The organism is Pleurocapsa sp. PCC 7327 (assembly GCF_000317025.1).
In the GTDB taxonomy this organism is placed as follows: domain Bacteria; phylum Cyanobacteriota; class Cyanobacteriia; order Cyanobacteriales; family Microcystaceae; genus Hydrococcus.
On record NC_019689.1, the window covers coordinates 4,463,190 to 4,476,262 of the forward strand.

13 protein-coding genes and 1 pseudogene are annotated in these 13,073 nt (G+C 46.6%); 7 read left to right on the top strand and 7 right to left on the bottom strand.

Annotated features, from left to right (window positions below):
- The first annotated feature begins 81 nt into the window (after window positions 1-81).
- The 4 genes from PLE7327_RS20090 (at window position 82) to PLE7327_RS20105 (ending at window position 4,300) form a co-directional block, all read left to right on the top strand.
- A complete protein-coding gene (locus PLE7327_RS20090) occupies window positions 82-684 on the top strand; it encodes a COP23 domain-containing protein (RefSeq protein WP_015145607.1) in 603 nt (200 codons plus the stop codon).
- A gap of 14 nt (window positions 685-698) precedes the next feature.
- Window positions 699-1,547, top strand: coding sequence for a serine protease (locus tag PLE7327_RS20095; RefSeq protein WP_015145608.1), 849 nt, complete (start codon window positions 699-701; stop codon window positions 1,545-1,547).
- Window positions 1,490-3,277 carry a trypsin-like peptidase domain-containing protein gene (locus PLE7327_RS22905; RefSeq protein ID WP_217523219.1) on the top strand — a complete coding sequence of 596 codons (1,788 nt, stop codon included), beginning with the start codon at window positions 1,490-1,492 and terminating at the stop codon, window positions 3,275-3,277. The genes PLE7327_RS20095 and PLE7327_RS22905 overlap by 58 nt, the downstream gene beginning before the upstream one ends.
- A 174-nt stretch (window positions 3,278-3,451) precedes the next feature.
- Complete coding sequence (locus PLE7327_RS20105; RefSeq protein ID WP_015145610.1) at window positions 3,452-4,300, top strand: alpha/beta fold hydrolase; 849 nt, start codon at window positions 3,452-3,454, stop codon at window positions 4,298-4,300.
- On the opposite strand, the gene PLE7327_RS24560 is transcribed toward PLE7327_RS20105, so the two are convergent.
- The 3 genes from PLE7327_RS24560 to PLE7327_RS20120 form a co-directional block, all read right to left on the bottom strand.
- Window positions 4,289-4,504 carry a hypothetical protein gene (locus tag PLE7327_RS24560; protein ID WP_186005343.1) on the bottom strand — a complete coding sequence of 72 codons (216 nt, stop codon included), beginning with the start codon at window positions 4,502-4,504 and terminating at the stop codon, window positions 4,289-4,291. The two genes, PLE7327_RS20105 and PLE7327_RS24560, sit on opposite strands and share 12 nt — an antisense overlap.
- A gap of 82 nt (window positions 4,505-4,586) precedes the next feature.
- Window positions 4,587-5,399: an MOSC domain-containing protein gene (locus PLE7327_RS20115; protein ID WP_015145612.1), complete on the bottom strand. Its 813-nt coding sequence runs from the start codon at window positions 5,397-5,399 to the stop codon at window positions 4,587-4,589.
- A gap of 10 nt (window positions 5,400-5,409) precedes the next feature.
- Window positions 5,410-5,850, bottom strand: a complete 441-nt coding sequence (locus PLE7327_RS20120; RefSeq protein ID WP_015145613.1) for a cupin domain-containing protein — start codon at window positions 5,848-5,850, stop codon at window positions 5,410-5,412.
- Window positions 5,851-6,026: 176 nt separating this feature from the next.
- Between PLE7327_RS20120 and PLE7327_RS20125 the strand changes: the two genes are divergently transcribed.
- Both PLE7327_RS20125 and msrA read left to right on the top strand, forming a co-directional pair.
- Window positions 6,027-6,389, top strand: a complete 363-nt coding sequence (locus PLE7327_RS20125) for a DUF1823 family protein (protein ID WP_015145614.1) — start codon at window positions 6,027-6,029, stop codon at window positions 6,387-6,389.
- A 42-nt stretch (window positions 6,390-6,431) separates the two neighbouring features.
- On the top strand, window positions 6,432-7,094 hold the full coding sequence (gene msrA / locus PLE7327_RS20130; RefSeq protein WP_015145615.1) for a peptide-methionine (S)-S-oxide reductase MsrA: 663 nt from the start codon (window positions 6,432-6,434) through the stop codon (window positions 7,092-7,094).
- Between the two features lie 282 nt (window positions 7,095-7,376).
- Here msrA and PLE7327_RS20135 read toward each other — a convergent pair whose 3' ends face one another.
- A complete protein-coding gene (locus tag PLE7327_RS20135; RefSeq protein WP_015145616.1) occupies window positions 7,377-7,763 on the bottom strand; it encodes a DUF4440 domain-containing protein in 387 nt (128 codons plus the stop codon).
- Between the two features lie 832 nt (window positions 7,764-8,595).
- On the opposite strand from PLE7327_RS20135, the gene PLE7327_RS20140 reads away from it, so the two are divergent.
- On the top strand, window positions 8,596-9,168 hold the full coding sequence (locus tag PLE7327_RS20140) for a Uma2 family endonuclease (RefSeq protein ID WP_015145617.1): 573 nt from the start codon (window positions 8,596-8,598) through the stop codon (window positions 9,166-9,168).
- 134 nt (window positions 9,169-9,302) lie between these two features.
- Here PLE7327_RS20140 and PLE7327_RS26780 read toward each other — a convergent pair.
- The 3 genes and pseudogenes from PLE7327_RS26780 to PLE7327_RS20150 form a co-directional block, all read right to left on the bottom strand.
- A pseudogene (locus tag PLE7327_RS26780) lies at window positions 9,303-9,445 on the bottom strand (AAA-like domain-containing protein); the annotation flags it as partial.
- Between the two features lie 4 nt (window positions 9,446-9,449).
- The gene (locus PLE7327_RS20145; protein ID WP_041392418.1) at window positions 9,450-10,943 is read right to left on the bottom strand and encodes a pitrilysin family protein; all 1,494 of its coding nucleotides are present in this window, start codon (window positions 10,941-10,943) and stop codon (window positions 9,450-9,452) included.
- 154 nt (window positions 10,944-11,097) lie between these two features.
- Window positions 11,098-12,675, bottom strand: a complete 1,578-nt coding sequence (locus PLE7327_RS20150) for a pitrilysin family protein (protein ID WP_015145619.1) — start codon at window positions 12,673-12,675, stop codon at window positions 11,098-11,100.
- Window positions 12,676-13,073: the final 398 nt, after the last annotated feature.

A 13,073-nucleotide genomic window follows, 5' to 3' on the forward strand; every position in this document is an offset into this window, starting at 1 on the left:
AATAAAGTTTTTATTATAAACTATAAAAATCCTTTTAATTTTCTCCTAAAATTCTAATTGAAAAAGTTAAGAAAACAAACGGTGAAACCTTACAACCTGACTAAGATTCTCAGTAGACTGGCACTCGTTCTGGCTTTTAACCAAGCGATCGCCGAACCCAGCATGGCAGAAACTCAGCGTTTCTTCTGTGCGGTACTCAACGGAAACTATACGACTTTTGTTCGTACCCCGCGAGGCAACGTCCCGCTCATTCTTTGGACTTCTGGTGCTTTCGATCGAGCGGGATGGACGAATGAAAAGCGCTGCCTAGAGGTTAGCGGACGCTTTCAGAAGTACAACAAAAGCGGTAGGCTGAAATATATTAGGACGAGTAGCATCAATCGACTTCCCGTCCTATGCGTAGCGCAGGCTAAAGGGGGCAGTTGTCAGACTGAAGATGTATTATTTACCCTTCGAGCGGGAACAAATGCCCAACAAGTCCTGACAAGACTCTTAGATGTTCGTCGCGGTGCTGGTAGGAGTACGCCAATTCAACTGAGTAACGAGCAAATTTTTTCCTATGATGAGCGAGGCGAACTCTACGCTGATGTAGAAAACCTCATCCAAGCTTTGCCAGTGGAATCGGAGAAGAAAATCCAGCCAATTGAATCAAGAAATACAGAAACTACTCGACCTTTATGGTAAAGAGGAAGAGAGTGATGCAGATAAGATGGCGAGCGCTAGGACTCTCGTTATTCATTGGGAGTTTGGTGATAGGACTTCCAGGAAACACCCATAATGCCGATCTGGATCTGGCAAATCAAAAAGTCCAATCCGAGCAATTGCGCGATCGCCTGAGCGAAGAACAACTGTATCGAGAAGCCCAAGCCATTACCGTCAGAGTCTTATCCTCATTATCGCTCGTCGGCTCGGGAACCATCGTTCGCGCCGAAGGCAATACCTATTTCGTGCTGACAAATGCTCACGTTCTTCGCGCCGCCCCATCTCCCTATCAAATTCAGACCCCTGACGGTGCGGTTTACGAAGCCACAGTCATCACGCCCGCTTCCTTCCAAAAGAACGATCTGGAAGTTTTACAGTTTAGCGCCGCTAAACCTGACTACTCGGCGGCTAAATTGGGCGCATCGGCTACGCTAACCCAAGGAGAAGAAGTCTTTGCGGCTGGATTTCCCTTTTCCCTAGAAAAGCGCACTGCCGTGCGCGCACCATCAAAAAACGCTTCTGCTGCCAAATATTCTACTGACAGCAGCTTTGCCTTCAGAGAAGGTCGCGTCGTTCTCATATTGGACAAAGCCTTAGAAGGAGGCTATCAAGTAGGCTATACTAACGAGATTGAGAGGGGAATGAGTGGCGGACCGCTACTGAACCGCGTCGGAGAGTTGGTGGGCGTGCACGGCATGCAAGTCTATCCCCTATGGGAAGCTCCCGACTATTACGAAGATGGATCTGCGCCCCCTTCTCCTTTGCAACAAACGATCGCTCGTTCAAATTGGGCAATTCCCATCGAAAGAATCGTCCGGTCAGCAGCACCAGCCCAACTATGGTGAAAATTGCCTCCCGAATCCCTGTCGCGTTAATCGTCGCTACGACAACGATTACCCCAGTGCCATCTTCTGGCGCGGAGAGTTCGTCGCCGCCAGCCGTCGCCCAAATCGCTGCAGACATCACAGTGCGCATAGACGGACAAGAAAACGGTTCCGGCGCAATTGTCGCTAGAGAAGGCGATACTTACCGAGTTCTGACCAACTGTCACGTCGTCGATACGCCGGGAAGCTACGCGATTGTCACCTCCGATGGCGAGCAACACCTCATTAACATCAGTCAGGCGAACTGTCATCGGGAGGCAGATTTAGCTGTCGTGCAGTTTAGTGCAAAAAAAGACTATCCGGTAGCAGAAATCGGGGATTCAGGCCGACTGACGACAGGGACAGCTATCTATATTGCGGGTTGGGTAGACCGAGATCCCGTCAATCCCGAACGGGGCTATCGGTTTCGCGATGGAGCGATCGCGGGAATTCAGCCCCATGCGAGAAAAGGATACGCGATCGTTCACACCAGCGAAAGCAGACCCGGAATGAGTGGCGGTCCGATTCTCGATGCCCAAGGGCGCTTAATAGGCATCAACGGACAAAGCTTCACCGACCCCAACTCTAACGCCGTCGAGTTTTATGGCATTCCCATCGATACTTACACGAGTTGGCAAAAAATCGATTCAACTGTGTCAAACCCGGTTGCCACGGTAACGCCTATTCCCAACGACTCGCCAAGCGAACCCAGCAGCAGTACTGCCCCTCCCCCTACGCCAGAACCAGAACCCACTCCCACGCCCCCGCCCAGCAACAACAACGCTCAAATCGCTTACGTTCCTATCTCAAATTATGCCTTGACTTATATGCTCAGAGGTCATGCTTGGCCCGTCGTTAGCGTTGCTTTCAGTCCCAACGGACAGAAAGTAGCGAGTAGCAGTTGGGACGACTCGATCAAACTTTGGAATCCAAAGAATGGGAAATTAGAAAGAACGCTCGAACTGCACAGTGCCGGGGTCAACGCGATCGCGTTTAGTCCAGACGGACAAAAGCTAGCCAGCGGCAGCGAAGACAAAACCATCAAAATTTGGAACCTGACTAAAAATAGCTTAGAACTGACGCTGACAGACCATTTAGACTGGGTGATGTCTCTTGCCTTCAGTCCTGACGGACAACGATTGGCTAGCGGCAGCAAGGATAACGCGATCGCGATTTGGAATTTAGCGACTGGAACTTTAGAGGCAACGCTCAGCGGTCATGCCGGTGCGGTGCAAAGCGTGGCTTTTAGTCCCGACGGACAGCGATTGGCTAGCGGCAGCGACGACGCGACCGTCAGAATTTGGAATGTCAGGACTGGTAGCTTAGAGCAAACCCTCGAACAACATGCCCAAGGCGTAAATAATGTTGTTTTTAGTCCCGACGGACAGCGATTGGCTAGCGCTAGCAAAGATAAGAAGATTAGGATTTGGAATGTCAGTATTGGCAAGTTAGAGCAAACCCTTAACGGTCATGCCGATAGCGTCAATAGTGTTGCTTTTAGCCCCAACGGACAGCAATTAGTGAGTGCCAGCGACGATAAAACTATCAAAATTTGGAATCTGAGCAATGGCAGCGTAGAACGCACTCTCGAAGGGCATTCTAAAGCGGTTAAAAGCATTGCGTTCAGCCCGGACGGACAGGAGTTAGCTAGCGGTGGTTTGGATAATACCGTTGCAATCTGGCAGGCAAAACCACAGACAGAAGATGATTAATGTGAGTTCGGAACTTAGAAGCCAGAAGTTACAAGTAGGGGTGGATTTATCTAGAAACTCTAGGAACTTCCCAATAGCTAAATAAAAACCAGCCCTTAAACTCGGAAGGCAGAAGGCAGAAGAAAGGCAGAAGTCAGAAGTCGGAACGAGCTAAATCTGAAATCGAACTTGCATATGATTAGTACAACTCTCAAAATACCGCAAGACGAGTATGTCAAAGTTGGTTCTGTTAAGACTCGCTACTGGCGGGCAGGAGACAAAGGTTCTCCAGTCATTTTGCTACACGGTGGTGGGGGATCGGTAGAATTTTGGCTTTATAACATCCCCGTTCTGGCAAAGCATCACAGAGTTTATGCTTTCGATATGGTTGGTTCGGGTCTTTCCGATAAACCATCGGCTACCTATTGCCTCACCTATCAGGCACAATTTATCAAAGATTTCATGGAGGCTTTGGGGCTCGATCGCGCTACTTTGATTGGCAATTCGATGGGCGGTGGTGCGGCTTTGCAGTTTGCCCTCCTGTTTCCCGAACGCTTGCACAAGCTGGTGCTGGTGGATAGTTTTGGGCTGGGCAGGGAAATCTCTTTCGGTCTGCGGTTGGCCTCGATTCCCTTTGTCGTGCGATCGCTCCGTCCCAATCGCCGCATCTTTGAACCAATGATACGCCATGATTTTCACGACCCGACCTGCATTCCCCAAGAATGGCTCGAAATTCGCTATCCGATCTTTGCGTTGCCAGGACGACAAAAAGCACTCGAACAACTGGCGCGAACAAATTTAAGCTTACTGGGCGTTCGTCGTTCTGTCTACCGCCCCCTAGTCGAGCAACTGAGTAAGATCGCCGCGCCAACCCTGATCGTTTGGGGAAAACAAGATCGCATTCTACCCGTCGCTCATGCCTACGTTGCCGCCAAACATCTCCCGAATAGCCAGTTGCATATCTTCGATTCCTGCGGGCACCACCCCCATCTAGAACGCCCGGATGAGTTTAATCATTTGGTTTTAGAGTTTTTAGCTAGATAGCTTGCCAAGCGTGACTGGCGGATAAACAATGGTTTTACTTTTTATTAAACGCGAAGCTGCTAGAAATAAACTAAATCCAACTCCTCGTCCCCCTGCACTTTCAGTTGATAAGCGAATAAAAATGGCAGCAGTGGAGACGGCTAGGATACCGATAAATAAGATTAATCCTACTTGCCATTCCTTGGGGCGAGTGGCTGTTTTCATGAATCTTTTGGCATAAATGATTTTGATCTTGCGCAAAGGCGCAAAGGAACTCGCAAAAAACTGGCATGGAAATCTGATTGCTCTAGCTAAGTTGGCTCTCGCTTACGCCTAAAATCGCGATCGCATCTCCGACTCGCACGACTTTTCCAGCTTCCGAAGCAGGGACGTTGGTATTTACGCTCAATCGATAAAAATGATTAAAACGCTCTGTAACTGTCCATGATGGCAGCAATTCTCGCCGTTTATTGATAAATACTTTCTGGAAATTAGCGGTCGCTTCTCCCGTTTTGGAATCGCGCGTAGGAACGATGCAACGCTGACAGGAGTTGATTCCTTCAAAGAGCACTTCTCCTACTTTAAAGCGAACGCACTGCCCTGCTTGGGCAAAGAGCCGATCTTCCCAGAACGGTGGGACTCCAGCAATCTCTAAGTTAGCCCGCAGTCGCAAACGCATTTCTTCTACACTTAGGCTAGGAAACCAGGAAGCAACTTCTTCAATCGTCGCCGTACTAATTACAGTCGGTCCTTTGGCATTGAAATCGTCTGGAAAGCCTGTTATTAAATTCTGCTTTAATTTAACTGGAATGCCCAAGTAATTGCTTAACCAGTTTTCTAATTTAGTTCTCTCCTTATCGAGATGAAAAGTCGCTTTTTGGTCGGTACCCTGGATTTGTAGAGAGATGTAATTTAATTCGTCGTCAAATTGCGATCGCAGTAAATGAACTTTGGCATTGCGCTTGCCATTGACAAAGTTACCATTCTCGTCAAACAAAGCAAACTCGCGATCGTGCTCGATCGCACCACTTTCTAGTATCGTTGCTTGTGTCAAAGAAATTCCATCAAGCGACTTCACCGGATAAATGTGAATGCTCGTTATATAAGGTAATGCATTCATAAGCACTAATTCACAAATAACTTTTCAAAAGAGAACGAGAAGTCGCACAGGCAACTAGAAGTATTTCTGCATCGCGTCCTCCTTTCGCCAAGAGTCGGTGAGGAGTGCCGGCATCAAAGTGAGCGGCATCGCCGGGATGGAGTAAGTACTCTTCGTCTGCGAGTGCTAGCACCAGTTTGCCAGAGAGAACGTACAGCCACTCCTCGCCGTCGTGTTGATAAAGCTGCTCTTGCTTGCGTTCTGCGGGTACTCTAACTCGAATCGGATGCAGGTTAGCAGTAGGAAGGCTACCTGCTAGAGAAGTATAAAACAGACCATTGCCTTCTTTTGTTGCCGTATCTTTAGCGCGGACGATAACTCCAGCAGTCGCCTTGTGCTTTTGGGAAGCGGCTTCTAAGGCTGGCTCGAACAATAATAGTAAAGTGAGTCCATAGGTTTGAGCGAGATTCAAGAGAACGGCTAAAGATGGCTGGCGATCGCCACTTTCGAGTCTTGAAAGATATGCTTCTAACTACTAACCGATCGGCGATCGCTAAGGACAAATGACCAATGACCAATGACAAAAACTAATAAGCCTGTAAAATTATTCCTAAAACTCCGATCGCTCTTGACTTACATAAATAGACAATGTCTGCGCTACCGCCTTTAAATACAGATACCATCCGGGCAATTTTGAATGAAGAAATTGATGATGCTACTGTCAATCAATTAGTTTGGTACTATCTCGGCTATCGCTATGACCAATCCAGTCAGAAATGGGATACAAGCCAAGTAGCAGAGGATTGGAAACAAGAATATCCAGAACCTCCAGATTTTATTGCCAACAGACCTCCGACTGTGAAGCTCACCCGGTCTATTCCAGTTGAAAACAAACAATTGTTAAAAGAAAAACTGGGATTTCAAGGCTATAAAATTGGAGAATTTGGATCCAGACAAACGCGCCGCGCTACGGCAGCTAATTGGCTGTTAGGTTATCTGCAAACTCGATAGAATATTAAGTAAGGTAACAAAATTTGTAGAAATTTTAATCTTATGGCTTTATTTGGATTTGGTAAAAAGCTTTCCCTTCCTACCCCTGAAGAAGCATTACCCGGACGGGCAGAACCCATGCCAGTTCCTGCCTTTCACTACGTCAACGGGAATCCTCTCAAACCTCCCTATCCCGATGGATTAGAGATAGCAATGTTTGGCATGGGATGTTTTTGGGGCGCAGAAAGAAAATTCTGGCAGTTAGAAGGCGTTTTTATTACGGCAGTGGGGTACGCAGCTGGAATTACTCCTAATCCTACTTATCAAGAGGTTTGTACGGGGATGACGGGTCATAATGAAGTGGTTCGTGTCGTCTACGATCCGAAGGTCATTAGCTACGAACGACTCCTGAAAGTGTTTTGGGAAAACCACGATCCTACCCAAGGGATGCGTCAGGGAAATGATGTCGGCACTCAGTATCGTTCTGGCATCTATGTCTATTCTGAGGAGCAAAGAAAATTAGCCGAAGCGTCGCGGGATCTTTATCAAAAAGCTCTCAGCGAAGCCAGATATGGAAAAATTACCACTGAAATTCTGGATGCGCCCGAATTTTATTATGCAGAAGGCTACCATCAACAATACCTGGTAAAAAATCCCAATGGATATTGTGGATTGGGAGGAACCAAAGTAGAGTGCCCTATCTCGCTTGGCGTTAACCTGAGTTGATATTAGTGGTTAACTGTCAATTTCATCGAAAAAAATCGCGATCGCGCTTGACTTTTGGGAGAGCAAAGCAGCTGCTATAGCAATCCTAGTTGATTCATAAAAATTGTATGCGAGCGTCCCGCTCGCGCGGGCATCTTGCCCGCACTACGTTCACAAATGATTTAGGATTGCTATAGCAACTTTAAACTCGGCACCAACGAATCCCTTTAGTCCGCTGCAACACAATGGTGAGGCAGCACTTGACAATTTTCTTCGGCACAAGAAACCCCACCTCAACGGTCATTACTTGAGGTTCCAAATATACCTCTCGATCGACCATTCTCCTGAGTCCTCTCTGTGGAAGAGCCAGGTTTTTGTGGCTCGGAATGAATTCGTCGTTCCATCAGCGTGAGCGACAGTGTTTACATTGGCCCGCGCAATTCCGTATACCCATCGATCGTCGATCCGCAAAGCATCAAGGGGTGTCAACTGAACAGTCCATTTTGCGACATCATAGTCCTTCTGTTCGCTCTTGGCAATCTCGTCCGAACCGTATTCAGGCTCCGACCCTGGTGGAATCCGAATTGCATCTGTGGCAAATAGCTTCCGATAAGCTGCCGAATCGTTGGCGTTAACGGCTGCCTGATACTTCTCACACATTGTCTTGAGAACTTCGTTCGCATCAACCATAATTTAAGTCTCCTTTGTTAGTTTGCTCCCACCTGTTGCATAGGAGGTAAGCAGTATTGATATAACCGAAGCTGACTGCTTGTAAAGGCAAAGGTCGGCTGGAAGAGAGTGCAGATCCAGCAAAACCGTATATTTTTCTCTCTACTGAAGCTCAGGCTTGTACAAGACCTATCGAGATAAAAAAACAACAGCCTAGTTATTATGCTTATTATGTGAAAACTTTCTGTTTGTTTTCTCTATGATGATTCATATTCGAGTTAATTTGTCAAGTTAATACAAAATACTCTATATTTCTTTACTTTTTTTTTAGAAAAAGTTGTTATTTATTTTTTTATTTACAACTATCTTGATTGTAACGGCATAGCGCGATCGCTTCGCTCTAATTTTTGATCGCGCCCCACGCTTCACCAGAGTAATTAACATTAATTTAAACAGTTAAATTCACTGCGAAACTTCCCAACCTGAGAAGATAAATTACACAAGAGAGTTTCTAGGCTTTGCTCTTGATTTCCGAGATTAGCCGCAAAAATTACATTGACTTCCGATCGCCGCACTTCGCGAATAATTCATTTAGATGGATTGGGCATTCTCCAGCCCAAGGTTTCAGTAATATCCCATCCAATTTGACTGATAGTATAAGCTAGCTGCGATCGCAGAGCATATTCTAAGATTTCTTGGAAATTAATAGCTGTCGTTATTGTTTTCTCCTATTTGTGAAAATAATCTGTTTTGAGTAGTATTAGACGATTTTGATAAATAAAAGTCAGAGTTAAAAAATCCGGTAAGATTCTGTCATAGACTAGAGACATCTAAGGGATCGGGAGTTAGATTGATGAGTCAGGAAATGGCACAGGGAGTACGTTGGACGGTTCACGATATCGATTTATTGCCAGAGAATGAAGGAATCCGCTACGAAATTATTGATGGAGAATTATTTGTGACCAGAGCACCTCACTCTAGGCATCAGCAAACCTGCGGCAGAATTTTTCAGTACTTGAATAGTTGGTCTGAAGAAAGCGGTTTAGGGGAACCTATTCCCAGTCCTGGGGTTTTGTTCTCAGAGGCTGACAATGTAGTCCCAGATGTAGTGTGGGTGAGAAAAGAAACTTATATGCAACTAATTGACGAACAGGGACACCTGACTGGTGCACCAGAGTTAGTGGTTGAGGTAATATCTCAGGGTCAGCAAGACCAAAGAAGAGACCGAGAAGCGAAGCTTAAACTCTATTCGTCTAGGGGAGTGCAAGAGTATTGGATAGCAGATTGGCGATCGCGCAAACTTGAAGTTTATCGCCGAGAAAGTGCTCAACTGAAGCTTGTAGCAACTTTATTCAGTAACGATACAGTGACTTCTTCTCTATTACCTGGGTTTAGCTGTCTTGTCGATCGCTTTTTTCCCAAATAAGACAGCAAGAGTAGGTAGACAAACTTTGCCCACCCGACCGCCTTAAACCACTGTGCTAGTAAAATTTAAAAGTTGCTGTTCGGCTGCATTGAGATTGCCTCGGACAGTAACAAAATCTTCGTTTCTTAGGTTAGATTGCCGCTTTCTCCGTAAGCTGATTCTTCATACCACGATCGCAACAGAGAAAAGAAATCATCGGCAATCTCTGGATGTAAAAGTCAACCCCATCTAAAGCTAGCATTAGAGATGCATTAATTTCTGGTAGCAAACAATCTTCTCCATTAATTTTCTGTTGTCGTCGCTCGCCTCGAACTCTGCGCGGGCTGTGGGATAGAGATATCGACGATTTTGACTTCACCTCCTAAGTTGCTCAAGGGTGGCTGAATGGCTTGAGCGTTGCCGACGATTAAAGTCACGATGCGATCGGGTTGTAGATATTTCTGAGCGACGCGCTGGACATCCTGAATCGTCGTCGCTTTAACGGCTCGTTGATACTGAAAGATGAAATCTTCGGGATAGCCAAAGTATTCGTAACGCATCAGCCGCGAAAGAGTTTGATTGGGATTCTCGAAGTTAAAGACAAAGGAGTTGAGGATGGAATCTTTGGCGTAGTTGAGTTCCTTTTCTGTAATAGGGGTAGTCCGCACTTGTTCGATTTCTGAAAGCAGGGATTTGACAAAAGGAACTGTGGTTTCCGATTTCGTTTGTCCTCCGGCAAAAAAGAGTCCGGGATAATCGTATTTGGGATCCCAATAGCCGTAGACGCTGTAGGCAAGTCCCTGACGCGATCGCAAATCGTTAAACAAACGCCCGCCAAAGCCATTCAAAACACCATTCAAAACGCTAAGGGCGGGATAGTCGGGATTCCTAAAATCGCCGCCGAGATGACCGATGCGGATATTGCTTTGCGTAAGCTGAGGGCGATCGACCAAAAAGATTCCGCCTTGATATTTCTGAGAGGCTGGGGGAATAGCGTTATCTAGCTTGGTGGCGGGAGGCTGCCAGTCTCCAAATGCTTTCTCGATCGCCGCTTTCATTTTGGCTGGATCGAAATCGCCGACAATCCCTAAGATCGTGCGATCGGGACGAATGTAGGTTTGGTAAAAATTAATAATATCCTCGCGGGAAATCCTATCGATGGTCGTATATTCTTCTATGCGCGCATAAGGGCTAGTTTCCCCGTAAATCAACTTTTGAAATTCTCGGTTGGCGATCGCTCCGGGATCGTCGTTGCGACGGGCAATGGCACCCCGCCGTTGAGTTTTGGCTAACTCGATCTTATCAGGGGCAAAGGCGGGGTAACGAATCACCTCAGCAAATAGATCGAACACCATATCGATGTCTTCGCTAAGTGTGTTGAAGCTGGCCGTTCCCGAATCAATGCCGATACTCGTTTCTACAACAGCTGCTCGCTGCTCTAAAATCTCGTCTAATTTGTCGGCAGGATGTTGTTGAGTTCCACCAGTTCGCATCACTGTCCCAGCAATTGCGGCTAAGCCTACTTTATCTAGGGGTTCCAGACGAGAGCCAGTCCTTATCAGGGCAGTACCGCTCACTAGAGGAAACTGATGGTCTTCCATCAGATATACCACCATGCCATTACTTAATTGATAGCGTTCGTATTTGGGGATTTTGATTTCTGGTGCGGCAGAGAAGGTTAATTCGTCGTAATGCCGAGGAGTCTGAGCAATGGCTGGCATACGAAAGGTAAAAACCAGCGCGATCGCTACTATAACTAATCCAATTGCTCTAAAACTGTGAAAACGTTTTTTCATAGATTGTTTGTCATTGGTCATTGGTCATTGGTCGTTGGGGATTAGTTAGTCGTTAGTGGTTGGTGATTAGTTTTCTCCCTTGTCTTCCCACACTCCTCCCGTTTCCCAGTCCCCCACATTCTTCCGTCTCAGAAGTCTCCTTCTCCTTCTCTCCCTATCTCATCATTCCGTCTGGCTTGCTTAATAAACGTCCGATCGTGCGGTTTTGAGGGGTGAAGGTGGCTTTGGCGACTCGTTGGATATCGGCAGGGGTAACAGCCGCGATCGCGTCTAATTCCTTAAATAAATTGCGCCAGCTTCCGGTTTTAATGTCATACTCTGCCAGTAACTTCGCCATTCCCATATTGGAATCGAGCGATCGCAATAAATCGGCCGTAAGCTGATTTTTGACTCGCTCTAACTCTTTGGCTGAAATCGGTTCGGTTTTGAGGCGTTCGAGTTCTACATTTAAGGCTTTGGCAACATCGTCAACCGTTGCGTTAGGCGCTGTCAGTGCGTAGAACAGCGTGAGATTGGGATACTTATCGCCCGGAAATCCATTAAACCCTTGAGCTGAAAGCGCTACTCGCTTCTGTTCTACCAATGACTTGTAGAGGCGCGACGTGCGTCCGGTACTCATCAGTGTGGCAATGACTTCGTAGATGGCGTGGTCGGGATGGTTGAGTTGCGGGCGATGATATCCCTCCAAATACATTGGCTGAGCGGGTAACTCTAGCGTCACTTCCCGCGTTTCTGTTTGCCTGGGTTCTACTTGAGTTACCTCTGGCGGTTTGGTTTTAGGCGCAAAGCGCCCAAAATAGATCTGTGCCAATTGTTTGACCTGGGCGGGATCGACATCGCCCGCAATGGCAACCGTTAGGTTATTGGGCGGATAATAAGTCTCGAAAAACTGCCCCACGTCTTCTCGCGTCAGATTGCGAATGTCCTGGTCATAGCCGATGACGGGACGTTTGTAGGGATGTTGGACAAATGCCTTATCGATAAATGCCTCAATCATTTGCCCCATCGGGTTGTTATCCGTTCTCAGGCGACGTTCTTCTAAAATAACTTCTCTTTCTTTGTAAAATTCCCGAAAAACGGGTTCTAAAAAGCGCTCTGACTCCAGCGACATCCACAGTTCTAACTTATTGGCAGGGAAGCTGTAGAAATATACCGTTTCATCTGCCGAGGTAAAAGCGTTCAATCCTTCGCCGCCAGCTTGTTCGACGATTTGACCGAATTCATTTTGCTTGACATATTGCGATGCTTGTGCTTCTAGCCGAGCCAATTCTTTCTGGAGTTTGGCGACGATCTCTTGTTTTTTTCCAGAGGCATTGGCGGCTTTAATTTGATTAAAAATTTCGTCTTGGCGAGGGAATATTTTCGCTTCTGCGGGGTAATTAGTGGTTCCAATCCGCTTTGTGCCTTTAAAGGCTAAATGTTCGAGAAAATGAGCTACGCCTGTTTTTCCAACGGGTTCGTTAGCACCGCCCACATTGGCATAGGTGACAAAAGAAATCACAGGGGCTTCATGATTTTCTAAGACTATGAACTTCATGCCGTTATCGAGCTGAAATTCGGTAATCCGCTCGATTGTTTTTTGAACGTAGGGAGTAGTTGACTGAGCGGCTGTTAACGTTCCAGTTCGTGCTTGGGCAACTGCTGGGGCAAGGTTCCAGAGTAAAAAGAGCAGGATGAAGGAAACAATTGATTTTTGGTACCAGCGAGAATGTCGCGATCGCTTGATAAACATCGGCTAAATCTATTGCAATTGGCTCGCAGGAGAGCGATAAGTCTTTTTCTAGAATCTTTAACAAATGTAACTTATATTGCACAAAAATTCTAAAAAAGAACGCTACAGATGCTCAAGATGTTTCGCTTTGCTATCTCTTTGCTATGCTATCGCAACGCTCAACATGACATTCCTAGTTGACTGACACCCCCTCACCCCAACCCCTCTCCCCGAGCGGGAGAGGAGCTTTCCACTTAAGACTTTGGACTGAAGCCCCTTCGCCCCTTGTGGGATAAGGGATTTAGGGATGAGGGGACAAAGATTTGTCAGGCAACCAGCATGACATTCTCTGCTTTTGGGACAATCTGTTATTGTGCGATCGCGCTCCTGAGAAAAGAAAATAGCTATAAGATAGCACC